This window comes from Rhodococcus sp. NCIMB 12038, from assembly GCF_002165735.1.
Lineage (GTDB): Bacteria > Actinomycetota > Actinomycetes > Mycobacteriales > Mycobacteriaceae > Rhodococcus_F.
The window spans coordinates 280,822-306,507 of the sequence record NZ_NHML01000010.1 but is presented as its reverse complement, the minus strand read 5'-3'; the positions used below and the strand labels follow the sequence as shown (position 1 = coordinate 306,507).

The following is a 25,686-nucleotide window of genomic DNA, read 5'->3' as shown; positions in this document are numbered from 1 at the left end:
CTTGTAGTCGGGGGAGCGGCCCATCCAGCCGTAGGTCATGCGCGCCCAGGTGGCGATGGCGTCGCGGTCCTTCAGCAGGTCGTCGGAGGACTTCGGCGCCTTGAAGAACGGCATCGTCACGCCACCGTTGCCGGTGTCGGTGGGTGTCGTCAGGGCGTCGACGTGCTCGCCGGTGTGCATCGCGTCGTAGAGGCGTGCGGTCATCCGGATCGGGTTGCGGAACGCCGGGTGCGTCGTGACGTCCTTCACCCGTTCCCCGTGCAGCCAGATCTCGCGGTCGTCACGCAGCGATTCGATGTACTCGTCACCGGTCATCGGCCGCGACGCGAAGTTTGCGGTGCGGTTGGCATCGCAGTCGGCGGCGGTGTTGACCGTGCTGCGGTCGGCGGGGGCTTCGGTGGTGGTCATGGTGTTCCCTTCGAAGATCATGGGTCGGGGGCTGTTCGTCAGGACGCAGCGCGCGCGAGCTGCAGGTGGACCGGGGTGAACGACGCGGTGGCGTCGAACCATCCGCTGTGCGGGTCGTCGAGGCAACCGTTCCACGCCGCAGTGCCCGACACGGCACCCAGATCGTGGAATGTGCTCCGGTAGAACAGCAGTGGGTCCTTGACCGGGTCGACGGACGCATCGACGATCTCGCCGATGAAGATGACGTGGTCGCCGCCGTCGTAGGACGCCCAGGGCGAACACGTCAGCGTGGCCGCGTTGCCGGACAGGGCGGGAGCGATGCCGGACTCGTCCCACACCGGCTCCGTCCGTTGTGGTTTGCCCGCGAAGTGCATGGCGGTGTCGAGCTGATCGGCGGCCAGAATGTTCACCGCGAACGGCGCATCGCTCAGGTAGCTGCACGCCTTCGACTTCCGGGTCAGCGTCACCTGGCACAGTCGAGGTTCGATCGAAATTGCGGTGAACGCGGTGACGGTCGCCCCGTGCGGCTCGCCGTCGGAGTTCGCGCACGTGATCACGGTGACGCCACTGGCGAACTGGCCGAAAATGTTACGGAGAGTGCGCTGATCCATTTTTCGTGACCGCCTTTCTGCACGATTCGTGCGATCACCCCCGCGTTTGGGGGCACCTGCACAACGTATGGCGGGCGTCACAGTGCGTCGATCCCCATTGCGAACCGCCGATCCGGAACGCGAAACGGGATTGGTGGAGGCGGGGTGCAGGGCCTTGCAGTGACGTGAGTCACAGGCGATGCTAGGGTCGGGAGTTGCTCGAACGCCACCGAAGCACGAGGTGAGAGGTCTGGACGTACGTATGCGAGGACAGTTGGAAGGCCCCGGTTTCACCGACTGGGACGAGGTTCACGAGGTGGTCGCGGACGCGTACTTCCCTCACGAACTGCGTCCGCTGTCGCGTGACAACGCCGCGCGGTCGTCGCTGGAATCGTCCGACGTGGGCGCGTCGCGGCTCGCCCGGATCGGATTCGGGGCAGCCGTGGCCATCGAGTCCGACCATCCCGGCGCGTACGGCATCAACATCCCCCTGACCGGTCGCATCGTGTCCGTCACCGGCGGTACGGAAGTGACGTCGACGCCGGGGCTGGCGACGATCTGTCCGCCCGACACCCGGACCGTAATCACCAACTGGAGCAGTTCCTGCGAGATCATCGGCTTCAAGGTGGACCGGGACTACCTGCAGCGGGAGATGGACCGTGTGCTCGCCAGGCCCGGTCAGCTGTTGCCGCGGCAACTCGACCTGCGTGCGGGCGCCGGAGCGGAGTGGCTCAGGCTCGTCCGTTCCGTCGCCGACCAGGCTTTGCACGACAGCGTTCTCCTGCGCAGTGAGATGGTGTCGCAGCAATTGTGTGGTGCCTTGACCACCGCTCTCGTGCTCACCGCGATGCCGGACGACGACACGGGCTCGTCGGGAATCCGCCCGCGCATCGTCAAGCGGGTCATCGACGCGATCCACGAGGATCCGGCCCGCCCCTGGACCGCAGGCGAGATGGCCGAACTCGTCGGCGTGAGCGTGCGGCGCATGCAGCAGGGGTTCCGCGAATACGTGGGCATGACGCCGATGGAGTTCCTCGTCGACGTGCGCCTCGAGCGTGTGCACGCCGATCTGATCGGAAGCGCCTCCTGTGCAACTGTTTCGGAAGTCGCTACCCGCTGGGGAATCATGCACACCGGCAGATTCGCCGCCGCCTACCGCCGCAAGTACGGTGTGACGCCGTCCGAGTCGCTGCGGGACCGCGGCCTGTGAAAGTTGTCGGACCCCCGCGATAGTATTCGCACATGAGTTCGACTGGGGGGCCGGTGGGGAGCCGGGTGGCGGAGCATTTGTCGATGCTCGCTGCCGCGGTCGACGGGTTGCTCGACGCCGGGTTGACCGGGTTGTCGGACGGTGATGTCGTCGACATGATGCGCGGGCTGGAGCGGTCGCTGCGCCGCGCGGAGGCGGTCTCGCACCGGTTGGTCGTGGAAAGCGTCGAACGCGCGGTCCCGGTGAGTCTCGGGTACACGTCGCCGAGGAAGTTCCTGATCGACGTGCTCCGGATCTCGGGGGCGGATGCGTCCGCCCGAGTCACCGCCGCCCGCGAACTGGGGGTGTGGCACACCCTGGCCGGCGATCCGATGGCACCGGTGTTTCCGGAAACCGCTGCGGCACAGTGCGACGGCGACATCGGAACGGATCATGCGCGGGCGATCGCGAGGGTGATGCGCAAGATTCCGCACGCCGTCGGCAACGACGCGGTCGCCGACGCCGAGGCCGTGCTGGCCAGGTTGGCGCGAACGGGAACCCCGGAGGACGTGGAGCAGGCCGGGCACCGACTGCTGGCCTACCTGAATCCGGACGGGAACCTCGGCGACGACCGCGACCGGAAACGCAGACGCGGCATTTCGATCGGCCGTCAGGACACCGAACTGATGTCGAGAATCTCCGGTGAACTCGACCCCGTCGCGCGGGTGATGCTCGATCCGATCCTCGCGAAATGGGCGCGGCCCGGGATGAACAATCCGGACGATCCCGGATCACCGACCGGTGATGGCGAGGACCCGTCGGTCGATCGAGACATGTTGGCGGCGGCTGCCGCTCGCGATACCCGCACCGCCGCGCAGCGCAACCACGACGCGTTCAGTGCGGTGTTCCGGGCGCTGCTCGAGTCGGGTGTGCTGGGCAGACACCGCGGTCTCCCGGCCACGGTGATCGTCACGATGACGCTCGAGCAACTGGAGAAGGCGGTCGGTGGTCTCGCCACGACGGCCACAGGTGGGTTGCTCCCGATCGCGGACGCATTGGCCCTGGCCGAGGACGCGCATCCGGTGCTGGCATTGTTCGACCACGCGGGTCGTCCGCTGCACCTCGGCCGGCGGCGTCGTCTGGCCACTGCAGATCAGCGACTCGCCCTGATCGCGGCGGACGGCGGCTGCACCCGGCCGGGATGTGCAGCGCCGTCGAGTCTGTGCGCCGTGCACCATGTCACCGACTGGCACAAGGGTGGACGCACAGACGTCGACGGCCTGGCCCTGGTCTGCGACGCATGCCACGCCCAGGTCAACGACGGCGCGGCGGGGTGGACGACACGATCCGCGCCGGACCGTTCCGACTACCCGGGCCGGACCGAGTGGATCCCGCCGCCGCACATCGACAGCACCCGGAGACCGCGCATCAACCACCGGCACCACCCCGGTGAGCTGATCGAGCACGCGCGGGGAAGGGGGTCAGCCCCTGTCACCCACAGTCCACCAGCAGGTGCCGCGGACCGCGCAGCACCGGGTTGGGCCGGTAGGGCGGCGGGTCCTCCACGAGGCGCGGATTCGGGAGGCGGCGAATGAGTTCGGTGAGCGCCATCTGCCCTTCGAGGCGGGCGAGGGGAGCGCCGAAGCAACTGTGGATGCCGCTGCCCAGACCCACGTGCTGGTTGTCCTCGCGGTCGGGGACGAACCGGTCGGCGTCGACGAAGCGTTCGGGATCGCGATTGGCCGACGCCAACGCCAGCACGAGCGGCGACCCCTTCGGGACGGTGACACCGTCGATTTCGATGTCGACGATCGGCGTTCGCTGGCCCAGCAGGTGCACGGGCGGTTCGAAGCGGAGCAATTCCTCCACAGCCTTCGGCATCAACTCCGGTTCCTTGCGAAGCCGTTCGAGAACGTCGGGATTGCGCAGCAGGGTCAGCATGCCGTTGGTGATGAGGTTGACGGTGGTCTCGTGTCCGGCGATGAACAGCAGGATGGAGTTGGTGACCAACTCGACGGTGTTCAACTGGCCGTCGGGCCCCGAATCGTTGGCCAGCCCCGACAGCATGTCGTCACCGGGATTGCGGCGACGGTCCTCGATGAGACCGGCCATGAACATGGCCATTTCCATCTGGGCCTGCTGCGCCACCTTCACCTGCTCGTTGTCGGCGCTGGTGCGCCGCGGGTCGATGGCCGCCACCAATGCGTCGGCCCAGGCGTGGAACCGGGGTTCCTCCTCGTGAGGCACCCCGAGCAGACGGCAGATGACGGAGACGGGGAACGGGTACGCGAAGTCGTCGACGATGTCGATGCGGCCCTTACCGTCGAGCCCGTCTACGAGGTTCGTGACGAGTTCTGCGAGTTCGCCACGCATGGAGTCGATCCGGTCGGGGCTGTGCGGCGGGCCGAACTGGCGCGTCGTCAGTCGGCGCAACCGATCGTGCTCGGGCGGATCGAGTTTGAGGAAGGACTCCGGCCCGTCGCCGGCCCGATCTGCTCCGGGAAGCCCCGGCCCCCGGTTGTGCAGGTCGGAGCTGATCCTCGGATCGTGCAGAAGCGCCATCACGTCGTAATACCGGCCGACGAGGAACGAACCGTTGTCCTGCGGCGCCACCCGCGTCTCACGAAGTTCCTCGTACAGCGGATACGGATTCGGCCGGTTCGCCTGGTCGGTGATCCGCTCGAACAACTGCGCACGCGACATGGGCACTCTCCCTGTTACTTCGGTAGCGAGACGAACTCGACACGACGTTCGGTGGGCAGATGACCGGTCACCGCGACGGTTGGGCCATGGCTGAGAACGGCCGGGTCCGGCAACTCCGACGGCCGCACCTCGAACGGGTCCGCCCGGTCCATGACGTCGAAGTCCGGTGGGAACTCCGCCGCCGACTCGATCAGCCCCCGATAGAAGTCGAGCCACTTCCCCTGATTGAACGCCACCGCCGCGGTGACGCGACCACGGAAGCCGTACGCCGCCACGAATCGCCGGTCGGCGATCGAACCCTGGGTGATCACCACCTGATCGGAATAGGTGGGGATGCCGACGGACTTGATGTTGACGCCGAACTGGCTGGACCAGAACGCCGGAATCTCCAGGTGCGGTCGCCGGCGGAGGCCGTCGTGGATCATGTTGTGCGCCGCCACCTCGGCCTGGCCGATCGCGTTGCCCCAGTGCTCCAGCGCCAGCAGCTGGTAGTCGTAGAGCGGATGCGGTTGCCGCGCAACGTCACCGGCGACGAACACGTTGTCGGTGACGATGCCGTTGATGTCGAACGCCCGGCAGCCGGCGTCGCACGTGACTCCCCGGGGCCCGGCGGCGAGGCCGGACCCGGCCAGCCAGTCGGTGTTGCGGATGCTGCCCTGCGCGACGATCGCGACGTCGACGTCGAGTGCGGTCCCGTCCGAGAGGTGCGCGCGGCACAGTCGTCCGTCGCTGTCGCCGTCGAGTCCGGTCACCGTGACCCCGGTGCGCAGGTCGACGCCGTGGTCGCGTTGCATGTCGGCCGCGACCGCCGCCACCACACCGCCGAGCGCACCGACCAGCGGTGCCGGGCCGCGCTCGGTGACCGTCACGGACAGCCCGCGCTCCCGGCACACCGACGCGATCTCGGATCCGGTGAACCCGGCGCCGATCACCAGGACGTGGCGCGGGCCGGCAGACAGCCGCTCGTTCAGTCGGCGGGAGTCGTCGCAGGTGCGGACGGTGAAGACGCCGTCGAGTGCCGCCTCGGACGAGTTCGACCACGGCCGGGCGCGGACGCCGGTCGCGATCAGTACCTTGTCGAACTCGACGGTGTCGCCGTCGCTGAGCACCACCCGGTTGTTCTCCAGGTCGAGGGTGGTGGCCCGCACACCGAGCAGCCACTTCGCGTCGAGGTCGGAACGGTAGGGGAGCGCCGCGTGTTCGGGCGGCATGATCCCGAGGAGCACGGCCTTCGACAGCGGCGGCCGGTCGTACGGTTCGTAGGGTTCGTCGCCGATCAGCGTCAGGGACCCGTCGAAGCCCTGCCCCCGCAGTGCCTCCGCCGCGCGCACCCCGGCGAGCGACGCGCCGACGATGACGATCCGCACGTCACTCCCCATGCTGGTGATCGGGGAGGTCCGTGGTGATGGCGTGCACCGGGCAGGCCGCGGCGGCCTGCGACACGTGCTCGCGTTCGCCGTCGGCGGGGCCCGCGTCGTAGAGAAGGGCCTCTTCTCCGTGCAGGGTGAAGACGTCGGGTGCGAGGAACACGCACTGCGCGTAACCCTGGCACCGATTGAGGTCGACGACGAGTTTCACGTCAATCATCCCGATTCTGAACAGTTCTGGTCACACGGGTCCACTAGGACTGCGCGGCGCACGGCCGTCCGATCGCGTCGGGTGGAGAACTCCGCCCGGGAAACAGTATTGCGGAATGGCCGGTCTGTTCGGTTTCGATCCGCTGTTCTGGAGCCGTTAAGAAATGTGATTTCGCCGGCGACCTACTCACGGGTAGAACCGCGCGGTAGTAACGAGAGTTACAAGTACCTCACCGGAGTTCGTATCGTCCTGTCGAGAAACAACTTTCGGACACGGTCTCGATTCGGCAACACGGACGTCCGGATCGTGATGTGATGTGGTCACACCAGACCGGCACGCCCAGTGGCGACACCTCAGAGGCGGAATATTGACGATCGAAGCTCACCGCGACACCCGCGCGACACGGCACCTGTCCGCATTGGACGCTGCAATTCAGATCCTGACCACCGCGCGCGGAAGCTCGTACAGCGCGGACCAGGCCTTCGACGAACTCCTCGACTCCTCCATGCGGCATCAGGTCGATGTCGGTGATCTGGCCGAAGCCCTCGCCGACCTCGCCGACGGGATCCGTCCCGAGGCCGACGACCATCGCCGGGCCCGAGACGTGGCTGCGCGCGAGTGGGGAGCCTTCCTGCCCTAGCCGGCGCAGTCGATACACGTCTGCGCGGCCGGGAGCGCGTCGAGCCGAACCTCGGCGATCGGCCGGCCGCACCTGATGCAGAGGCCGTACGTCCCGCTGTCGAGGCGCTGCTGCGCCGCCGCCAGATCCTCGACCTCGCGCCGGGCGTCGGCCAGTAGCGCCGACACCTGGGCCCGTTCGAACGCGATCGTCGAGCCCTCCGGGTCGTGTTCGTCATCGTCCGTGGTGAATTCCGATCCCTCCACGATCGCGGTGAAACGCCCGGTCAGTGATGCTATTCGACGTTCGGCGTCGGCACGTTCCTCGGCGATTCGGACGCGATGCTCGGGGACGGTCATGTCTCGTCCAGGGATTCCCGGATGATGTCGGCGTGCCCGGCGTGCTGGGCCGTCTCACCGATGATGTGGAGCAGGACGCGGCGCGCGGACCAGCGCGATCCCGGTTCGAACCACGGCGCCTTCGGCAGCGGATGCGAGATGTCGAGGTCGGGCAGCGCGGCCACGATCTCATCGGTCCGGTGCGCCACCTTCGCGTAACGGTCGAGGACGCCGGCCAGGGTCTCGTCGTCGCGGAGTGTGAATTCCTTCTCGCGATTGCCGGTGCCGGTGCCGTCCACGGGACCGCCGCGGACGGCGTCGGTGCCGCGGACGATGAAATCGGCCCACACCCGTTCGGTGTCCGACACGTGTTTGACGAGTCCGCCCAGGCACAGCACGCTCGCCGTCGGACGCCGGGCCGCCTGCTCGTCGGTGAGGTCGCGGACGGTGTGGCGGAGGAGGTACCGGTGCTTGGCCAGCGACTCCAGTAGGTCGGCACGCTCGCCGGTCGTCGACGTTTTCGCGGTAGAGGTCACGGGGATCACCTGCTCCAGCCGGTCCGATGGTGGCGCATTCGACCGTAGCGGTCAGCCGCCGTGCGCGGTGACATAACCGGTCGCGCGGCCGTGGGTGTCGAGTTCCCACCCCATCCGCTTCCGGGACCGGAGAGTCACCGACGAGTCGATGATCTCCAGGCTGGGGGCGCGGGTCTCCAGCCACTCCTGCACCCGCAACAGGTCGGGCAGCGAAGACACCCACATGCTGACGAGGAAGTTCGCGGGTCCGGTCATCGACATGCACAGCCGCAGTTCGGGGCGGGTGTTGACGACCTCCACGACGTCGCGGTGCGCGCGCACGGGCAGGCGGCACCACCATGTGACGGTGATCGGCCACCGCGTCGAATCTTGGGCGACGTCGCAGCGCAGCACCACGGCGCGGGAGCGCAGCAACCCGGCGAGTTGCCTGCGCACCGAGGACGCGGGCCGGTCGATCACCGCGGCGATCTCGCGCGCGGACGCCCGGCCGTTCCGGGTGAGTTCGCGGACGAGCGCGCGGGCGACCTCGTCCGTCAGGCTCTCCGGCCGGCTCGATCCGGACTGCGGAGGGGTGTTCTCCAGTGCGGCGATCGCGGCGGACTGCGCCGTGTCCAGGGAGTCGAGGCGCCACCGGCTGCCCTCCGCGTGGAGTGCGGTGCACGTGTGCGTCCGGGTCGAATTGACGCTCGGGTGGCGGGGCAACTCCTCGAGCACCAGGTCCGACAATTCGTGCAGCGATCCCGTCTGCACGGTCAGGATGAGGTCCCGGCCCCGGGCCGCATGCTCGATCGACGACACCCGCGGGTCCCGGGTGAGCGCCTCGACCAGCGCCTTCGTGCCTGCGAGGTCGCACGTCACCTCGATCATGGCGGTGAACGCTCCCGCACCCGTCATCGGCGCGGGATAGGCGGTGATCCAGGCCAGTCCGCGTTCGGTGACCGATTCCCACCGCCGTGCGAGGGTCGCGGACGTCGCCCGCAGGATCGGGGCCAGCTCGGCCCACGTCGCCCGGGGCCGGATCTGCAGGGCGTGAATGAGCGAAAGCTCGGCTTCGGTCAGCATCTCGCTCATAAAGCTCTTCCTGATTCGGTGAGAATGATCGTTTTCGACGTTCTCGGCGGTCCGTCGTGCCGTGGCTCACAGCATATGACCATCGACGCATTCGGTCCCGAACGTGACCACCGACATAAGGGAGAGCAATGGATCTCTTGGACGACGCCCGCGCTCTACAGGGCGACCTCGTGCAGTTGCGGCGCGTACTGCACCGCGAACCCGAGGTCGGTCTGGATCTGCCGCGCACACAGGAAACGGTCCTCGCGGCGTTGGACGGGCTGCCGCTCGAGATCTCGACGGGAACCCGCACGACGTCCGTGACCGCGGTGCTCCGGGGCGGCAGGCGGTCGGCAACCGCCGCACAGACGGTGCTGCTGCGCGCCGACATGGACGGACTGCCGGTCACCGAGCAGACCGGGCTCGACTTCGCGGCGCAGAACGGTGCCATGCACGGATGCGGGCACGACCTGCACACCGCGGCACTCGTCGGGGCCGCGCAACTGCTCAGCCGTCACCGCGACCGGTTGGCGGGCGACGTCGTCCTGATGTTCCAGCCCGGCGAGGAAGGGTGGGACGGCGCCAAGGTGATGGTCGACGAGGGTGTCCTCGACGCGTCCGGTCGCCGCGCGGACACGGCGTACGGCATGCACGTCTTCTCCTGTCAGAAGCCGCAGGGCCGGTTCTTCTCCAAGGCGGGCACCCTGCTCGCCGCGTCGTACAAGCTGACGGTCACGGTGCGCGGGGCGGGCGGCCACGGATCGTCCCCGTCGACCGCCCGGGACCCCATCACCGCGATGGCGGAGATGATCACGTCGCTGCAGACCATGGTCACCCGCACGTTCGACGTGTTCGATCCGGTCGTCGTGACCGTCGCGAACGTGCAGGCCGGGTCGCGGCACAACATCATTCCCGACGATGCGCGGTTCGAGGCGACGGTCCGGTGCTATTCGCCGGCCACGTACGAGAAGGTGCCGGGGGCGCTGCGCAGGGTGCTCGAGGGAGTGGCGTCCGCGCAACGCGTCGACGTCGACGTCACCGTCGCCCCCGAGTTCCCGATGACGGTCAACGACGTCGACGAGGTGGCGTTCGGCGCCGAAGTGGTCAGCGACCTCATGGGGGAGGACCGCTACGAGACGGTCACGCATCCGATGTCGGGGTCCGAGGACTTCTCCTACGTCCTGCAGGAAGTACCCGGCGCCTTCATCGGGCTCGGCGCCTGCATGCCGGGAGCCGATCCCGCCGCCGCTCCGATGAACCATTCGCCGCGAGCCCAGTTCGACGATGCGGTGCTCGCCGACGCCGCCACCATCTACGCCGGGTTGGCCGTTCGACGGCTGGACAAGGCCACGAATGCCGCAGCGGGAGGTGACGCACGATGACCGGGATCGCCACCGAGAGCGGGTCCGTGAGCGCAGGCCCGCCCACCGTCCGTCAGCGGTCCGAGCGCTGGGAGAAGGCCCGCGCGATCGTCGGCGTGGGCACGGGCAACGGGATCGAGTACTTCGATTGGACCGTCTACGCCACGTTCGCCGCGTTCTTCGCCCCGCAGTTCTTCCACACCGGGTCCGCCGTCTCCGACCTGCTCGCGTCGTTCGGCGTCTTCGCCGTCGGATTCGTCGCCAGGCCGTTCGGCGGTCTGCTGTTCGGCTGGCTGTCGGACCGCCGGGGACGCAAGCTGTCGATGACACTCGCCGTCGGCCTCGCCGCGATCGGCAGCCTCGTCATCGGCCTGACCCCGACGCATCAGACGATCGGTGTCGCGGCGGCGATCGTCCTCGTCGTGGCCCGTCTCGCGCAGGGCGTCGCGCACGGCGGCGAATTGCCGTCCGCACAGACCTACATCGTGGAATTCGCGCCGACAGCGCGGCGCGGACTCTGGTCCAGCCTCATTTACATCTCCAACACCACCGGAGTCGTGGTCGGCACGCTGCTCGGCGCACTGCTCACCACGACGCTGAGTTCGGAGCAGATGGCCGAGTGGGGCTGGCGGGTGCCGTTCCTGCTGGGCGGCGTACTCGGCCTGTTCGTGCTGTGGATGCGGTCCCGGATGAGCGAGACCGAGGTCTACGAGGAGTCGGGCGACGACACCGCGAAGCAGTCGATGTGGCAACTGTTCGTCGCGCACCGGCGGCAGGTGTGCCAGATCCTGTTCTTCACGGTCGGTGGCACCGTCGTCTACTACGTGTGGGCGGTGTCGGCGCCTGCGTACGCGATCACGGTCCGGGGTATCGATCCGTCCGGCGCACTGTGGGCGGGGGTCGGCGCGAACCTCGTACTGATTGCGTCGCTGCCCTTCTGGGGCGCCGTATCGGACCGGATCGGGCGCAAGCCGGTGCTGTACATCGGCAACCTCGGGATCGCGGCCCTGCTGTTTCCGCTCAACGCGATGATCGGGCACAGCGCGGTCACGTTGTTCATCGCGATGGCGATCGCCCTGTTCGTGATGGGTGCGCTCCTGTCGGTCATGCCGGCGATGATGGCCGAACTCTTCCCGACCGGGCTGCGCGCCGCCGGTGTGGGTGTGCCGTATTCGATCGGGGTGGCGGCGTTCGGCGGGACGGCGGCGTACGTCCAGACGTTCTTCGCCGACCGTGGGTCGCCGGAACTGTTCGAGTGGTACGCGCTCGCGCTCGTCGCGGTCTCGACCGTCGCGCTGATCACGATCCCGGAAACCAGGGGACGGGATCTGGCTGCCCAGCAGTAGCCCAGGTGAGCGGCAAAGTGTGCTCCGGCACGCTTTGCCGCTCACGTGTGGGATCTTGAAGCGGTGAAGACACACTCGGTACGACGGGCACGAGCCGCCGTAACCGTCGCGATCGCTTCCCTGACGGTCGGCGGCACCTGCCTCGCCTCCCCGGCCGCGTTCGCCGACGAGGCGGACCGCACGCCGGGGAGCGTCGTGGACGTCGAGCCGCTGCCTGCCGATCTCTGGATCCCCGGCACCACGGATGCGCAGCGCATCACCTACTGGTCGATCGGGTCCGACGGGAACCCCGCACTCAGCAGCGGTGCGGTGTACGTGCCACCGGGGGAGGCGCCCGACGGAGGTTGGCCGGTGGTGGCGTGGGCGCACGGAACGTCGGGACTCGCGGACGACTGTGCACCCTCGCTCGTCGGCCCCGCCCTCCCCGAGCGGGACTATCCGTACCTCGGACGGTGGCTCGAGCAGGGGTACGCCGTCGTCTCCACCGATTACGTCGGCCTCGGCACACCCGGTGTGATGCCGTACCTCGACGGAAAGGTCGAGGCGCACAGCGTCGTCGACTCGGTGAAGGCCGCACGCGCCGTCGACGAGTCGCTGTCGAACAAGTGGGTGGTGGTCGGACAGTCGCAGGGTGGTGGGGCCGCGATCACGACCGCCCGCTACGCCACCGAGTTCGGCGGGGAGACGCTGGACTACCGCGGGGCCGTCGGAACGGGTGTTCCCGCGAACATCGAACTGACACTGCTGCCGCTCGGCCCGGGGGTGCCGCCCACGGCGATCCCCGCCGGGCTCACGTCGTACCTGTTCTACATCCTCGCGGGACTGCGGTCGGCGCACCCCGAGATCGACCTCGACTCGTATCTCACACCCCTCGGCGCGCACTACGTGGACGCTGCGGAACAGCTGTGCGTCAACGAACTTCACGACGCCGCGGAAGGTGTGGTGGTCGGCGACCTGTTCAGCAGGCCGTTGAACACGATTCCGAACTTCCGCGGCCTGCTCGTGGACTACATGGGCGTCCCGACGAGCGGATACGACCGTCTGCTGTTCATCGGGCAGGGGCTCACCGACATCGACGTACCCGCGCCGTCGGCGTTCTCGCTGGTCGCGGCGCTCACCGCGAACGGTGAGCCGGTCACGTTCAAGACCTATCCAACCGACCACAGCGGCACGCTCGTCGATTCGCAGGCCGACACCATCCCGTTCGTGCGGGGCCTGTTCGACTGACCGAACGGGCACTGTCCAGAATCCGGACAGTTGCCCGCCGCGCCCTCGGGCACTATGGCGTGGGTCACACGGTGTGGGTACGTTCGGATGTGAGTCGTGCACCGGTGCACGGCTGGATCCGCGCGCGGCAAGGAGTCGAGGTTGGAGTTTGGCGGCACGACGGGGCACGCGGCGATGCGGCCGGAGATCGCATTGTCCTGGAAGCGTTCGGCGCTCAGCGGGCTGGAACCGACGTCGACGCCGAGCGGCGATCCCTGCCCCGACCTGGACAAGTCCAGCCGGCTGCTGCAGGCCGCCCGGCCGGTCCTCGACGAGATGCAACAGCAGATCCAGGGCACCGGTTTCTGCGTCCTGCTCGCCGACCGCGACTGCCGCATCGTCGCCCGGCTCTTCGACGGCCGCAAACTCGAGCGCTTGATCGACGGCGCCGGGGCGGTGCTGGGGTCGAGGTTCGGCGAGGACTGCGTCGGGACCACCGCGCTGGGGACGCCGCTGGAGGTCCGGCGCGGGGTCGTGATCCACGGCGAGGAGCACTACCTCGAGCGGTTCAAGGACCTCAGCTGTTACGGGCACCCGATCGTTCATCCGGTGACGCGCCGCGTCGAGGGCATCCTCGACATGACGGGCGTCGCGTCGCGGGCCAACCCGCTGTTCGCCCCGTTCCTGGCCCGCGCGGCCGGCGACATCGAACGACGGCTGCTCGAGGGGTCCCGGGTGTCGCAGCAGCGGCTCGTGGACGCGTTCCAGCGGGTGTCGCCGCAGAACCAGATGGCGGTCACCGCGATCGGCGAGGACATCCTCCTCAGCAACCGGGTCGCGCTCGACCTGCTCCAGGTGTCCGATCACGCGACGCTGCGGGGGCTTGCCGCGGACCTGCGCCCGGAGCAGTCGAAGACGGTGCGGATCCAATTGTCCTCGGGGGAACCGGCGTTGGTCCGGGCCGACCACGTGGCGGGCACCGACGGCGGCGCGGTGTTCGTCGTCCGCCCGGACCGCCGGACGAGCACCCCCATCCGGCGCGGGAAGTCGCCGTCGAGTTCCGTCGTCGAACGCAGCAGGTCGGAGTTGTCGCGGCTGCGCGAGACGCGGGATCCGGTGGTGATCAGCGGCGAGCCGGGAACGGGCAGGACCACGGCGGTCCGCGATCTGGCCGGCGACAAGTCGCTCGTATGTATGGACGCTGCCGCGATCGCCCTCGACGGCGCCGAAGCGTGGATCGACCGACTGCTCGCCCTGGCGGCCGGACCCTCCGCGGTCCTGGCGATCGAAGAGGTGCAGTTGCTGCCCGAATCGATGCTGCCGCTGGTCGTCAAGATGCTGGCGGCCGACGCGGGACCCCGGATCGTGATGACCAGTTCGCCGCTCGGTGACCTGCCGCCGGGAGTGGCGGGTCTGGCAGGCCGGTGCCCCGGTCAGGTGGTGCTGCCGCCGCTGCGTCAGCGGACCCGTGAGTTCGCGGACCTCGCCCAGGCGGTCCTCGACTCCGTCGAACCGGGTCTCCGGCTGTCCGCGAGCGCGCTCGACGCTCTGATCGCCCGCGACTGGCCGGGCAACATCGCGGAACTGTCCGTCGTGCTGCAGGCGGCCGCGCGCGGGCGCACCGGCGCGCACCTCGCCGTCGCGGATCTGCCCGATCAGTATCGGACGCCGCCGCGGGTGTCGCGGCTGGCGGGCCGCGAGCGCGCCGAACGCCAGGCCATCGTCGACGCACTGCAGGAATGTGGCGGCAACAAGGTGCACGCCGCGGCCGCGCTGGGCATCAGCCGCAGCACGCTCTACGTCCGGATGCGGGCCCTCGAAATCACCGTCTAGCTGCAGTTTCATCTACCGATCCGCGACCGTCCGGAGGTGTCCGAAGTCAGGACAGTTAGTGATATGGCAATCAGTGCACTATGAGCCACGTCACATTCACAACTTCGGAGGTTTTGATGACAGCGACGATCGAACCCAGCCAAGCGGAACTCTTGCCGTCGGTACGGAACTTTCTGTCCGGCACCAAGCGATTCCTCGTCGGCGGGCAGTGGGTGGAATCGGCCAGCGGCGAGACGTTCGAGACCATCGACCCCGCCAACGGGCAGGTGCTGACCACCGTCGCACGCGGTGGCGCCGAGGACGTCGACCGCGCAGTCTGGGCCGCACGCACGGCATTCGACGAGGGCCCGTGGTCCACCATGAAGCCCAACGAGCGCGAACGCCTGATCTGGCGGGTCGGCGACATCCTCTCCGAGCGCGCCGAGGAATTCGGTCAGCTCGAGGCGCTGGACAACGGTAAGTCGGCGGGCATCGCCGCGGCCGTCGACGTCGCCTGGTCGGCCGACATCTTCCGCTACTTCGCGGGCTGGGCCACCAAGATCGAGGGCAGCACGGTCAACGTGAGCATGCCGTTCGTCCCCGGCGGCCAGTTCCACGCGTACACACTGCGTGAGCCCGTCGGCGTCTGTGGACTGATCGTTCCCTGGAACTTCCCGCTGCTGATGGCCGCGTTCAAACTGGCCCCCGCACTCGCGGCGGGCAACACGGTGATCCTCAAGCCCGCCGAGCAGACCCCGCTCACCGCGCTCCTGCTCGGAGAGGTGTTCGAAGAGGCCGGCTTCCCGCCGGGTGTCGTCAACATCGTCACCGGCTACGGCGACGCCGGGGCCGCGCTGTCCGCGCACGACGACGTCGACAAGATCGCGTTCACCGGCTCCACCGAGGTCGGGAAGAAGATCGTCGACGCCGCCCGCGGCAACCTGAAGAAGGTGTCGCTCGAACTCGGCGGCAAGAGCGCCAACGTCGTGTTCGCGGACGCGGACTTCGACGCCGCCGTCACCGGGTCGCTCAACGCCTGGCTGTTCAACCACGGCCAGTGCTGCGTCGCAGGAACCCGGATGTTCGTCGAGGACAGCATCTTCGACGACTTCACCGCCGCGGTCGCCGAGGCCGCGAGCCAGGTCAAGATCGGCCCCGGACTCGACCCCACCACCCAGCTCGGACCGCTCGTGTCGCAGGAACAGTTCGACAAGGTCACCGGCTACCTGGCCGCCGGACTCGCCGACGGCGCCCGCGCCCTCACCGGCGGAAAGCGCTGGGGCGACACCGGCTTCTACGTCGAGCCGACGGTGTTCGTGGACGTGAAGCCCGAATTCAGCATCGTCGAGGAAGAGATCTTCGGTCCGGTCGTCGCCGCGCTGCCCTTCAACGCGGAGGAGGGCGTCGCGAAGGCGGCGAACAGCAGCATCTACGGCCTCGCCGCCGGAATCTGGACCAAGGACCTGTCCAAGGCGCACCTCACTGCCCGCCAGCTCAAGGCCGGTTCGGTGTGGATCAACCAGTACAACGGGTTCGACACCGCCATGCCGTTCGGTGGATACAAGCAGTCCGGGTGGGGGCGTGAACTCGGGGCCACCGCCATCGACCTCTACACCCAGACCAAAGCCGTCAACATCGCACTCTGACCGTCACTCAACGAGGAGAAGACATGAAGACCAAAGCAGCCGTTCTGCTCGAAGCCGGCAAGCCGTTCGAGATCATGGAACTCGAACTGGACGGCCCGGGCCCCGGCGAAGTGCTCATCAAGTACGTCGCGGCAGGCCTGTGCCACTCGGACCTGCACCTCACCGACGGCGACCTGCCGCCGCGTTACCCCATCGTCGGCGGACACGAGGGCTCGGGCATCATCGAGGAAGTCGGCCCCGGTGTCACCAAGGTGAAGCCCGGCGACCACGTGGTCTGCAGCTTCATCCCGAACTGCGGTACGTGTCGTTACTGCGCCACCGGCCGCCAGAACCTGTGCGACATGGGTGCCACCATTCTCGAGGGTTCGATGCCCGACGGCTCCTTCCGGTTCCACTCGGGCAAGGACGATTTCGGCGCCATGTGCATGCTGGGCACGTTCTCGGAGCGGGCCACCATCTCGCAGCACTCGGTGGTGAAGGTGGACGACTGGCTGCCGCTTGAGACCGCCGTCCTCGTCGGCTGCGGTGTGCCGTCCGGTTGGGGCACCGCGGTGTACGCCGGCGGCGTCCGCGCCGGTGACACCGTCGTCATCTACGGCATCGGCGGACTCGGCATCAACGCCGTGCAGGGTGCCGTCAGCGCCGGCGCCAAGTACGTCGTGGTGGTGGACCCGGTGGCGATGAAGCGCGAGGCCGCCTTGAAGTTCGGCGCCACTCACGCGTTCGCCGACGCCGCCGAGGCCGCCGCGAAGGTCAACGAACTGACCTGGGGGCAGGGCGCCGACCAGGCGCTGATCCTGGTCGGGACCGTCGACGAAGAGGTCGTGCAGAACGCGACCGCCGTCATCGGCAAGGGTGGCACCGTCGTCATCACCGGTCTCGCCGACCCGGCGAAGCTCACCGTGCACGTGTCGGGAACCGACCTCACCCTGAACCAGAAGACGATCAAGGGCACGCTGTTCGGTTCGGCCAACCCGCAATACGACATCGTCCGCTTGCTGCGGCTGTACGACGCGGGTCAGCTCAAGCTCGACGAGCTGATCACCACCAAGTACACACTCGAGCAGGTGAACGAGGGCTACCAGGATCTGCGGGACGGCAAGAACATCCGCGGCGTGATCGTCCACGCGTAGGCGGCTTCGCCGCCCGTGCGCCTTTCTGGTTGTCCTAGCTACCAGAAAGGCGCGCGGGTGCGGAGTGCCACACGTCGGCGAGCGAGTCGTACGTCTTCAGCCAGGACTCGGTGTTCTCGGCGTGGGAGGCGACGATCAGTTCGTCGGCCTGCGCGTGCTCGGCGAACTCGTCGAGGTACGTCTTGACCTCGGTGGGTGTGCCGACCGCCGAGTACCGCACCATCTGCGCGACCTGCTGACCCGCCGGGGACGTCATGATGAGGTCGACCTCCTCGGGGGTGAACTTCTGACCGCGTCCGACCATCTGCACCACCCGCCGCCGCAGCGAGGCTTCGAACTGCCGGTGCGCGTCCTCGGTGGTGTCGGCGGCGATGGCGTTGACGCCGGCGATCACGTACGGCTCGGACAGCTCCTCGGACGGTTCGAACCGCTCCCGGTACAGCGTGACGGCGTCGACGAGCGAGTCGGGGGAGAAGTGGGACGCGTTGGCGTAGGGCAGGCCGAACTTCGCGGCGAGCTGGGCGCCGAACAGCGAGGATCCGAGGATGTACAGGGGAACGTTGGTGCCCTTGCCGGGGATCGCGTCGACGCCGGGTACCCGCGACACGCCTTTGAGGTACGCCTGGAGTTCCAGCACGTCCTGCGGGAACCGGTCCGCGGATGCCGCGTCACGGCGCAGCGCGTACATCGTCTTCTGGTCGCTGCCGGGGGCGCGGCCGAGACCGAGGTCGATGCGACCGGGGTGCAGGGTCGCGAGGGTGCCGAACTGCTCGGCGATCGTCAGCGGCGCATGGTTGGGCAGCATGATGCCGCCGGCGCCGAGCCGAATGTTCTGGGTGTGCGCGGCGACGTGCGCGATGAGGACGCTCGTCGCCGAGGAGCCGATCGACGGCATGTTGTGGTGCTCGGCGTACCAGATGCGGCGGTACCCACGGGTCTCCGCGAGTTGCGCCAGTTTCACGCTCGCGTCGAAACTGTCCCGCGCCGTGTCGCCCTCGCGGATGTAGGCCAGATCCAGAATCGACAGAACAGCACTCACGGGCTTCTTCACCTTTCGTCACCGAGGTGCGAGAGGTTAGCCTCGCGCACTACCTCCGGGTACAACCGCGGAGGTAGTGCGCGTATTCCTGGCCGGTGTCAGGCCTCGACGAGCGGTCGCAACGTGCGGCCGGTGAGTTCGACGATGCCGGGTTCGTGCCCGTTGGCGACGAGATTGAGGACGACGCCGTCGATGCCCGGGTCGAGGATGCGCGTCTTGATCTGCTCGGCCACCTCGTCGGGCGCACCACAGAACTGCCGGTCGGTGGCGGCGGCGCGTTCCTCGTCCGACGCCTTCGACAGGTCGACTCCCCGCGCGAGCAGGAAGTCGTGCTGGAGTTGCCGGGCACGGTCGCCGTCCTCGTCGATGATGACGAAGGCCAGGTAGCTGGTCTCCAGGGTGGACCGGTCGCGGCCGATCTCCGAACACCGCGCGTCGAGTGCCTCGAGCTTGCGCGGCAACTCGCTCGCGTTGCAGATGATGTTCAGGTGATCGGCGAACCGGGCGGCGAGACCGAACGTCTTCTTCTCACCGCCACCACCGAGCATGATCGGCAGGTCGTCGCGGATCCGCGGCTCGTTGATCGCGTTCTCGACGTGGTACCACTTGCCGTCGAACGTCGGGCGTTGACCGTGCAGCATCGGCGCGATGATCTGCAACGCCTCGTCGAGGCGTTCGAACCGGTCGGTGAATGTGCCGAACTCGTAGCCGTACTGCTGGTGCTCGAGTTCGAACCAGCCGGCCCCGATCCCGAGGACGGCGCGTCCGCCGCTGGCGACGTCGAGGGTGGTCACCGACTTCGCGAGCATGGGCGGGTTGCGGTACGTATTGCCGGTGACGAGGGCGGACAGCTGAATGTTGTCGGTGGCCGTGGCGAGGGCGCCGAGGGCGGTGTATGCCTCGAGCATCGGTTCGTCGGGCTCACCGAGGCCCGGCAGCTGATAGAAGTGGTCCATCACGAATGCGGTGTCGAAGCCCGCGGATTCGGCCTCACGGGCCTGTGCGATCACAGTCGGGAACAGGTCCGCGACCGGGGTGGAGTAACTGAAATTCGGCATCTGATATCCAAGGCGAATAGTCACCCGGTCGACGGTACTCGGATGACAGCCGGGGCACCTCTTTTATTTTCGAGGGTAGGAAGGTGACCACCCTGGGGTCCCTGTTGCACCGCCTCGAGGTGATGCACGCTGGTGGGGAGACCCGCAGTGGGGAGGCGGACCTGCAGAGCACAGCCCGAGGGGGGCCAGATGAACACGTATTTCGACTCGCAGCAAACCGGCGGCACGGCATGCGCCTGCCCGGAGCGACCCACACCCGCCCGGCCGCACGTGGCCGTCCTGCAACGTCCGCTCGCGCCGCCGGCGCGTTCGACCGCCGGCGCCTTGCCGCTGACCGCGGCGCAGCGCTCCATCTGGTTTGCGCAGCAGCTCACGCCGGACGTCCCGTACGTCATCGCCCACTACGTCGAGCTGAACGGGCCGGTCGAACTGGCTGCCCTCCGCGACGCCACCCGTCGCGCGAACCGAGAATTCGGCTGGGGATCGGTGCGCCTGGTGGACATCGACGGACAGCCGCATCAGGTCGTGGATCCGGCCGTCGACGATCGGGTACCCGTCACCGATCTGGGCGGGGAGGTCGATCCCGTCGACGCCGCGCACCGCTGGATGCGGAACGACCGGACCGCACGCACCGACATGTACGACGGTCCGCTCCTGGTCTCGCACATCCTGCGGCTGGGCGACGATCACTACTACTGGTATTCCCGCGCCCACCACATCGTGTCGGACGGGTACGCCGCGATGATGCTGATGAGCCGCACGGCCGAACTGTACGTCGCCGCCGTCGAGGGCAGGGAACCCCCGGATTGCCGGATCGACGGACCGGAACGTCTCGTGCGGGAAGACGCAGCCTACCGCGCCTCCACCCGGTTCGCCCGCGACCGCGACTATTGGCGTGAACAGGGCAGCGGCCCGGCGTCGGTCCTCGGCCTGAGCGGCCGCACGGCGCGACCGGAAGTCGACGCCCGGACAGCGACCGGGCACACGCCTGCGAGCGGCAGCACAAGGAATCCGACGGCCGTGACCGTCGCCGCCTTCGCGTCCTATCTCGCCAGGATGACCGGCGCCGAAGACGTGGTCCTGTCCCTGCCCGTGTCGGCGCGGACAACGGCCTGCCTCAGGCATGCCGGCGGCTCGGTGTCCAACGTGATCCCGTTGCGGCTGAACGGAATCGGCTCCTCGGCCGTGGGCCGTGCGGTCGACACCGCGGAGGCGTGTTTGGCGGCGGCACTGCGCCGGCAACGCTACCGCCGCGAGGACATCGGCCGCGACCTCGCCTCGGGTGGGGTCGAACTCCTGCATTTCGGGCCGGTGGTCAACGTCATGATGTTCTCGAAGGAGATCACGCTGGGCGCCGTGCAGGGGACCGTCCGGGTACTTACCACCGGTCCCGTCGCGGATCTCGCCGTCAACATCTATCCCGGGTCCGAAGGAGCCGCCGCCCGCATCGATTTCGAGGGAAACCCGGCACTGTACGACGACGCCGAACTGGCCGGGCACCATGCGCGTTTCCTCGCGTTCCTCGACCGCTTCACCGCAGCGGTCGAGTCGGACGCGCGGGTTGCCGACCTCGACGTCTTCTTCGCGGGCGAACGCGCGGAATTCGCACCCGCGCGCGGCCTTCCGGATACGGACGCCGTCACCCTCGATCGTCTCCTGACGGGAACCGTCGCGAACGACCCGGCGGCGATCGCGATCACCGACCGGGGGCGCGCACTGTCCTACGGCGACCTGGACCGGCTCGCCACCCGGCTGGCGCGCCTCCTGACAGTTCGGGGTATCGGGCCCGAGGACGTCGTCGCGGTGTCCGTTCCACGGTCGATCGAGTCGGTGCTGGCGCTGTGGGCGGTCGCGAAGGCCGGTGCGGCGTATGTTCCGATCGATCCCTCACATCCGCAGGCTCGCATCGCGTACACCCTCGGCGATTGCGGCGCGACGGTCGGGCTGACGGTCCGCTCCGAGCGCGCCCGGCTGCCCGGTGACATCGAGTGGCTGACCGCCGATGTCGATGAACTCGAAATTCTCTGTCGGAGCGACTCTTCCGACGTCTCGGCCGTCGTGGAACGCACACGCCCCCTGCTCGTGGACCATCCCGCGTATCTGATCTACACGTCCGGTTCGACCGGAACACCGAAGGGGGTCGTCGTCACCCATCGCGGTCTCGCCAACCTGGCCCAGGAAATCCGGGACAAGTATGCGGTGTCAGCGCGGTCGCGGATCCTGCACTTCGCTTCACCGAGTTTCGACACGGCGCTGGTCGAAGTACTCGCGGCCTGTATCGGTGGCGCGACGCTCGTCGTGACCCCGCCCGGTGTGTTCGGTGGTGACGAGCTGTTGCGACTGCTGCGTGACGAACACGTCACCCACCTTCTGACGACGCCGTCCGCGCTGGCCGCGATCGACTCCGGCGCGACGAACGACCTGGAGTTGGTGCTGGTCGGAGGGGAATCATGCCCGCAGGAGTTGGTGCGGCGGTGGGCAGGCAGGCAGGACATGCGCAACGCGTACGGTCCGACGGAGACGACGTGCAGCGTCACCCTCACCGATCCGATCTCACCGGACGAGCGAGTGACGATCGGCTCCCTGATGCGCGGCGTGGACGCGGTGGTTCTCGATCACCGCCTGCGTCCGCTGCCGCCGGGCGCCGTCGGTGAGCTCTACCTCGCCACCCCGGCACTCGCACGGGGCTATCACCGGCGCCACGGCCTGACCGCCGCACGGTTCGTTGCCGACCCGTTCGGCCGCCGCGGGTCCCGGATGTTCCGCACCGGGGACGTGGTCCGGTGGACGAAAACGGGGACGCTCGAGTTCCTGGACAGGGCGGACGACCAGATCAAGATTCGCGGATTCCGTGTCGAGCTCGGCGAGATCGACGCCGCGCTGACCGCGCAACCGGGTGTCGCGTTCGCGGCGACGGTGCTGCACCGGAACTCGGCAGGCAACCCGAATCTCGTGTCCTACATCATGGTCGAGCCGGGCGCCTCGATCGATCGTGAAATGCTGACAGCGCAGCTGGCACGATTCCTGCCCGACTACATGGTTCCGAAATCGATCATGCTGCTGAATTCGATCCCGCTGACACCGACGGGGAAGCTCGACCGGGCTGCGCTCCCGCTGCCGGAGTTCGGCTCGGACTCGGTGCCTCATCGCGACCCCGAGACGCCGGCGGAGCGTCGGGTCGCGCGTGCGTTCGCGCAGGTTCTCGGTGTCGACGCGGTCGGTGCCGACGATTCGTTCTTCGACCTCAGTGGCGACTCGCTGTCGGCGATCCGGGTGGTCGCGCGGATCAACGCCGAGCTCGGCACCGGCATGGGCGTGCGCGACCTCTTCGACGCACCGTCGGTCGCTGCACTGGCACTGAGGGTCGCGGAGGCCTGCGCACAGTCGCCGGCCATCCGCCCGCAGCGCGGGCCGAAGCTGGGTGCCACACCGTTGCCCGCCCTCGTGCCGCTGTCCCCGTCGCAGTTCTTCATCGACCGCACCGTCGTGGAACCGGCTCTCCACAACATCCCCTTCACCGTGCGCGTGCGCGGCGAATTCGACGCCGATGCCCTGCGCTCGGCGATGGCGGACGTCCTGGGCAGGCACCGGGCCCTGCGGACCGTGTTCCCCGACTCGCCGTCGGGGCCGTACCAGCACGTGCTCGACGTGGCCGACGCGATGCCCGATCTGCGCCCGGTGGTGACGAGCCCTGCGGAAGCGGAGGCCCGGATGACGGACCTGCTGTCCGCGGGATTCGACGTGCGGCGGGACCCGCCGCTGCGCGCCCGGCTGTTCCGGCTCGGCGACCGCGACCACCTGCTCGCGTGCGTCGTCCACCACATCGCCGCGGACGGCTGGTCGCTCGCGCCGCTGGCACGGGATCTCGCGGACGCCTACGCTGCCCGGTCTGCAGGTGGGGTGCCCGACTGGGAGCCGCCGGCCGCGACGTACACGGACTACACGGTGTGGCGGCGGGCGTTGCTGGGCGACGAGGACGACCCGGCGGGTGTCGCGTCGAAGCAGATCGCCCATTGGACGAAGGAACTGTCGGGGCTGCGCGGGGAGCTTGCGCTGCCCACCGATCGCCCCCGGCCGGAGCAGTGGACGTACCGGGCGGGGCGACTTCCGTTCTCGCTCGACGAGCATGCGCATCGAGGCCTGCTGGCCACCGCGCACGAGCACCACGCCAGCCTGTTCACGGCGCTCAGGTCGGCAGTGGCGATCCTGCTCGCCCGCCTCAGCGGCGATCCCGACATCGCGATCGGCACCCCGATCGCAGGTCGGGGAGACCCGGCGCTCGACGACGTGGTGGGCATGTTCGTCAACACGCTGGTTCTGCGGACCCGGGTCGACCCGAGCATGACGCTGTGCGACATCGTCGAAGGATCCCGCGGCGTGGAACTTCGCGCTCTGGCGAACGCCGACGTGCAGTTCGAACGACTCGTGCAGGTACTCGACCCGCCCCGGTCGCCGTCGCTGCACCCGCTGTTCCAGGTTGCGCTGTCGCTGAACAACTTCGCGCCCGCTGCCCTCACCGTGTCCGGGCTCGACTTCGAGGTCACTCCGCGTCCGCTCGACATCGCCAAGTGTGATCTGCACTTCCACTTCACCGAACGTCACGACGTCGACGGGAGGCCCGCCGGAATCGATGCCGAACTGGTGTATTCCGCCGACCTCTACGACGCATCCACCGCACAGGGTTTCGTCGACACGCTGCACACCGTCGTCGACCCGATCGGTAGGTGAGCGGACATCGGACGTGGTAGAGATGCCTGATGAGAGGCTTCCGGAGATCGATTCTGGTGTCACTGGTCGGCGGCGCCGTGCTCCTCGCGCCCGTCGCCTGCTCCGACCGGTCCGGCACGGCGGTGAGCGAGCCGTCGACCGTGTCCGACGCGGGACCGTCCACGACCGACCCGTCGACCGGTACCGCGACACCCGCGGGTGCGCCGTACACGGAGGCCGAACTGCAGGTCACCGGTTCCACCGGACGCGTCCGCTACGACGTGCTCATCCCGCAGATCGAGGGCGGCGACCCGGCGGTCACCGCCGAGTTCAACGAATCGATGCGCGCCGCGCTCCAGGACCAGATCGACGGCTCGGGCACCGACGCGTTCACGCTGAGCAGCCAGGAACACAGCGTGGCGCACATCGGTGAGCACGTGATCAGTGGACTGCTGGTGACGTCCTGGAACGCCGATCCACCCGGGGCGCATCCCACGCCGATCGTCGCGACGGTGGTGGTGAACTCCGACACGGCCACGCCGATCACGCTCGGCGACCTGTTCCCCGACCTGCCTGCCGGGCTCCAGGCGCTGTCGGACAGTTCCGCGCGCCTGCTCCCCGAGACGGTCGCCGGATCGGACTTCGATCGATCGGGCATCGAGCCGACCGAGGCGAACTTCGCCAACTGGCTGGCCACCCCGGCGGGCATGGAGATCCACTTCAACGACTACCAGGTGGGACCGCACGCCATCGGACTCGTCACCGTCACGGTGCCTTGGGAGGACCTGGCGGACGTTATCGACCCCGAACTGGCTCCCGTCGTGTCGAGTTAGACATCGCAGGGCTGTAAGTCCCCTTCTCTGCGTGGCGCCGCGCGACAAGTTGTTCGAGGGAGTGGCGTTGGTCGGGTGAGAGTTCGCGAGCGGTGATGGTGCCCAGTATCCGGGTGAGGTTTGCATAAAATTGAGCGGAATCCATTCCGAATGTGACCCATATTTCGCCGGTGGGGACACGGCCGTAGGGCGCCCAGCGTCGGGCGAGATTCAGTATCGCGATGTCGTCGGAGCTTGTTCGTAGCATGTCGTTGTCTCCTCGGGTTCAAGGAACGGGTCGTGTCAAGGTCGCGCGGTGAACGGAGCTGTTCGCGCTTGCCGGGGAATGCGCGGGTGGCGTAGTGGGCGGCGCCGATTCCTGAGCTGTCACAGTGCTCGGAAACAGCGTCGGTCGACTACACCGCTGTGCCCCCTCCTGCGCATCGAGGTGGTGCACAGTGCACACGCCGACGCCGTACTGCCGTGGCCAGACGGCTCAATGGTGCAGTGTGTTGCATCGGTGGCGGCATGTGGTGCACCTCGGCGTAGCGATCG

Annotated in this window: 21 protein-coding genes; 11 read left to right on the top strand and 10 right to left on the bottom strand. The window is 68.3% G+C overall.

Annotation, left to right across the window (positions count from 1 at the left end):
- Both CA951_RS17750 and CA951_RS17745 read right to left on the bottom strand, forming a co-directional pair.
- Nucleotides 1–408 (bottom strand): 4-hydroxyphenylacetate 3-hydroxylase N-terminal domain-containing protein (locus CA951_RS17750; RefSeq protein ID WP_306300851.1); only part of this gene is annotated, 408 nt, incomplete at its 3' end.
- A gap of 38 nt (nt 409–446) precedes the next feature.
- The gene (locus CA951_RS17745) at nt 447–1,019 is read right to left on the bottom strand and encodes a flavin reductase family protein (protein ID WP_087558081.1); all 573 of its coding nucleotides are present in this window, start codon (nt 1,017–1,019) and stop codon (nt 447–449) included.
- A 241-nt stretch (nt 1,020–1,260) separates the two neighbouring features.
- Here CA951_RS17745 and CA951_RS17740 point away from each other — a divergent pair, with 241 nt between their 5' ends.
- Nucleotides 1,261–2,208 carry an AraC family transcriptional regulator gene (locus CA951_RS17740; protein ID WP_087558080.1) on the top strand — a complete coding sequence of 316 codons (948 nt, stop codon included), beginning with the start codon at nt 1,261–1,263 and terminating at the stop codon, nt 2,206–2,208.
- 32 nt (nt 2,209–2,240) lie between these two features.
- Entirely contained in the window at nt 2,241–3,782 is a 1,542-nt protein-coding gene (locus CA951_RS17735) for an HNH endonuclease signature motif containing protein (RefSeq protein WP_256973896.1), read from the top strand.
- Here CA951_RS17735 and CA951_RS17730 read toward each other — a convergent pair.
- From CA951_RS17730 to CA951_RS17720, 3 genes are read right to left on the bottom strand one after another with little or no spacing between them, the layout of a single operon-like run.
- On the bottom strand, nt 3,679–4,890 hold the full coding sequence (locus CA951_RS17730; RefSeq protein ID WP_087558078.1) for a cytochrome P450: 1,212 nt from the start codon (nt 4,888–4,890) through the stop codon (nt 3,679–3,681). The genes CA951_RS17735 and CA951_RS17730 overlap by 104 nt on opposite strands.
- A gap of 14 nt (nt 4,891–4,904) precedes the next feature.
- Nucleotides 4,905–6,269 carry an NAD(P)/FAD-dependent oxidoreductase gene (locus CA951_RS17725; protein WP_087558077.1) on the bottom strand — a complete coding sequence of 455 codons (1,365 nt, stop codon included), beginning with the start codon at nt 6,267–6,269 and terminating at the stop codon, nt 4,905–4,907.
- Nucleotides 6,259–6,477: a ferredoxin gene (locus CA951_RS17720; RefSeq protein WP_087558076.1), complete on the bottom strand. Its 219-nt coding sequence runs from the start codon at nt 6,475–6,477 to the stop codon at nt 6,259–6,261. The genes CA951_RS17725 and CA951_RS17720 overlap by 11 nt, the downstream gene beginning before the upstream one ends.
- 358 nt (nt 6,478–6,835) lie before the next feature.
- On the opposite strand from CA951_RS17720, the gene CA951_RS17715 reads away from it, so the two are divergent.
- Nucleotides 6,836–7,108, top strand: a complete 273-nt coding sequence (locus CA951_RS17715; protein WP_072948135.1) for an ANTAR domain-containing protein — start codon at nt 6,836–6,838, stop codon at nt 7,106–7,108.
- Here the strand turns inward: CA951_RS17715 and CA951_RS17710 are convergent.
- Genes CA951_RS17710 through CA951_RS17700 form a run of 3 tightly spaced genes read right to left on the bottom strand, consistent with a single transcriptional unit; the run spans nt 7,105 to nt 9,032 of the window.
- Nucleotides 7,105–7,446 carry a TraR/DksA C4-type zinc finger protein gene (locus CA951_RS17710; protein ID WP_087558075.1) on the bottom strand — a complete coding sequence of 114 codons (342 nt, stop codon included), beginning with the start codon at nt 7,444–7,446 and terminating at the stop codon, nt 7,105–7,107. The two genes, CA951_RS17715 and CA951_RS17710, sit on opposite strands and share 4 nt — an antisense overlap.
- The gene (locus CA951_RS17705) at nt 7,443–7,970 is read right to left on the bottom strand and encodes a DinB family protein (RefSeq protein WP_087558074.1); all 528 of its coding nucleotides are present in this window, start codon (nt 7,968–7,970) and stop codon (nt 7,443–7,445) included. Before CA951_RS17705 ends, CA951_RS17710 begins: the two co-directional genes overlap by 4 nt.
- 42 nt (nt 7,971–8,012) lie before the next feature.
- Complete coding sequence (locus tag CA951_RS17700) at nt 8,013–9,032, bottom strand: Lrp/AsnC family transcriptional regulator (RefSeq protein WP_087558073.1); 1,020 nt, start codon at nt 9,030–9,032, stop codon at nt 8,013–8,015.
- 128 nt (nt 9,033–9,160) lie between these two features.
- Here CA951_RS17700 and CA951_RS17695 point away from each other — a divergent pair, with 128 nt between their 5' ends.
- From CA951_RS17695 to CA951_RS17670, 6 genes are all read left to right on the top strand, one after another.
- Entirely contained in the window at nt 9,161–10,393 is a 1,233-nt protein-coding gene (locus CA951_RS17695; protein ID WP_087558072.1) for a M20 family metallopeptidase, read from the top strand.
- Nucleotides 10,390–11,718, top strand: a complete 1,329-nt coding sequence (locus CA951_RS17690) for an MFS transporter (protein ID WP_087558071.1) — start codon at nt 10,390–10,392, stop codon at nt 11,716–11,718. The genes CA951_RS17695 and CA951_RS17690 overlap by 4 nt, the downstream gene beginning before the upstream one ends.
- 63 nt (nt 11,719–11,781) lie before the next feature.
- Nucleotides 11,782–12,945: a lipase family protein gene (locus tag CA951_RS17685; RefSeq protein ID WP_087558070.1), complete on the top strand. Its 1,164-nt coding sequence runs from the start codon at nt 11,782–11,784 to the stop codon at nt 12,943–12,945.
- 174 nt (nt 12,946–13,119) lie between these two features.
- Nucleotides 13,120–14,757 carry a sigma-54-dependent Fis family transcriptional regulator gene (locus CA951_RS17680; RefSeq protein WP_087558069.1) on the top strand — a complete coding sequence of 546 codons (1,638 nt, stop codon included), beginning with the start codon at nt 13,120–13,122 and terminating at the stop codon, nt 14,755–14,757.
- Between the two features lie 116 nt (nt 14,758–14,873).
- Complete coding sequence (locus CA951_RS17675) at nt 14,874–16,382, top strand: aldehyde dehydrogenase family protein (protein ID WP_087558068.1); 1,509 nt, start codon at nt 14,874–14,876, stop codon at nt 16,380–16,382.
- Between the two features lie 23 nt (nt 16,383–16,405).
- Nucleotides 16,406–17,515, top strand: coding sequence for an NDMA-dependent alcohol dehydrogenase (locus CA951_RS17670; RefSeq protein WP_087558067.1), 1,110 nt, complete (start codon nt 16,406–16,408; stop codon nt 17,513–17,515).
- A 34-nt stretch (nt 17,516–17,549) separates the two neighbouring features.
- On the opposite strand, the gene CA951_RS17665 is transcribed toward CA951_RS17670, so the two are convergent.
- A complete protein-coding gene (locus CA951_RS17665) occupies nt 17,550–18,554 on the bottom strand; it encodes an LLM class flavin-dependent oxidoreductase (RefSeq protein ID WP_087558104.1) in 1,005 nt (334 codons plus the stop codon).
- 98 nt (nt 18,555–18,652) lie between these two features.
- Entirely contained in the window at nt 18,653–19,636 is a 984-nt protein-coding gene (locus tag CA951_RS17660; RefSeq protein WP_087558066.1) for an LLM class F420-dependent oxidoreductase, read from the bottom strand.
- Nucleotides 19,637–19,801: 165 nt separating this feature from the next.
- Here CA951_RS17660 and CA951_RS17655 point away from each other — a divergent pair, with 165 nt between their 5' ends.
- Both CA951_RS17655 and CA951_RS17650 read left to right on the top strand, forming a co-directional pair.
- Nucleotides 19,802–24,340, top strand: a complete 4,539-nt coding sequence (locus tag CA951_RS17655; protein WP_087558065.1) for a non-ribosomal peptide synthetase — start codon at nt 19,802–19,804, stop codon at nt 24,338–24,340.
- A gap of 29 nt (nt 24,341–24,369) precedes the next feature.
- Nucleotides 24,370–25,152 carry an RsiV family protein gene (locus tag CA951_RS17650; RefSeq protein ID WP_087558064.1) on the top strand — a complete coding sequence of 261 codons (783 nt, stop codon included), beginning with the start codon at nt 24,370–24,372 and terminating at the stop codon, nt 25,150–25,152.
- The last annotated feature ends 534 nt before the right edge of the window (nt 25,153–25,686 follow it).

What these genes read in the sequence shown, in the direction of transcription:
- CA951_RS17745 (WP_087558081.1), bottom strand. Translation starts at nt 1,019, where the DNA reads ATGGATCAGCGCACTCTCCGTAACATTTTCGGCCAGTTCGCCAGTGGC.
- CA951_RS17740 (WP_087558080.1), top strand. Translation starts at nt 1,261, where the DNA reads ATGCGAGGACAGTTGGAAGGCCCCGGTTTCACCGACTGGGACGAGGTT.
- CA951_RS17735 (WP_256973896.1), top strand. Translation starts at nt 2,241, where the DNA reads ATGAGTTCGACTGGGGGGCCGGTGGGGAGCCGGGTGGCGGAGCATTTG.
- CA951_RS17730 (WP_087558078.1), bottom strand. Translation starts at nt 4,890, where the DNA reads ATGTCGCGTGCGCAGTTGTTCGAGCGGATCACCGACCAGGCGAACCGG.
- CA951_RS17725 (WP_087558077.1), bottom strand. Translation starts at nt 6,269, where the DNA reads ATGGGGAGTGACGTGCGGATCGTCATCGTCGGCGCGTCGCTCGCCGGG.
- CA951_RS17720 (WP_087558076.1), bottom strand. Translation starts at nt 6,477, where the DNA reads ATGATTGACGTGAAACTCGTCGTCGACCTCAATCGGTGCCAGGGTTAC.
- CA951_RS17710 (WP_087558075.1), bottom strand. Translation starts at nt 7,446, where the DNA reads ATGACCGTCCCCGAGCATCGCGTCCGAATCGCCGAGGAACGTGCCGAC.
- CA951_RS17700 (WP_087558073.1), bottom strand. Translation starts at nt 9,032, where the DNA reads ATGAGCGAGATGCTGACCGAAGCCGAGCTTTCGCTCATTCACGCCCTG.
- CA951_RS17695 (WP_087558072.1), top strand. Translation starts at nt 9,161, where the DNA reads ATGGATCTCTTGGACGACGCCCGCGCTCTACAGGGCGACCTCGTGCAG.
- CA951_RS17690 (WP_087558071.1), top strand. Translation starts at nt 10,390, where the DNA reads ATGACCGGGATCGCCACCGAGAGCGGGTCCGTGAGCGCAGGCCCGCCC.
- CA951_RS17680 (WP_087558069.1), top strand. Translation starts at nt 13,120, where the DNA reads ATGCGGCCGGAGATCGCATTGTCCTGGAAGCGTTCGGCGCTCAGCGGG.
- CA951_RS17675 (WP_087558068.1), top strand. Translation starts at nt 14,874, where the DNA reads ATGACAGCGACGATCGAACCCAGCCAAGCGGAACTCTTGCCGTCGGTA.
- CA951_RS17670 (WP_087558067.1), top strand. Translation starts at nt 16,406, where the DNA reads ATGAAGACCAAAGCAGCCGTTCTGCTCGAAGCCGGCAAGCCGTTCGAG.
- CA951_RS17655 (WP_087558065.1), top strand. Translation starts at nt 19,802, where the DNA reads ATGAACACGTATTTCGACTCGCAGCAAACCGGCGGCACGGCATGCGCC.
- CA951_RS17650 (WP_087558064.1), top strand. Translation starts at nt 24,370, where the DNA reads ATGAGAGGCTTCCGGAGATCGATTCTGGTGTCACTGGTCGGCGGCGCC.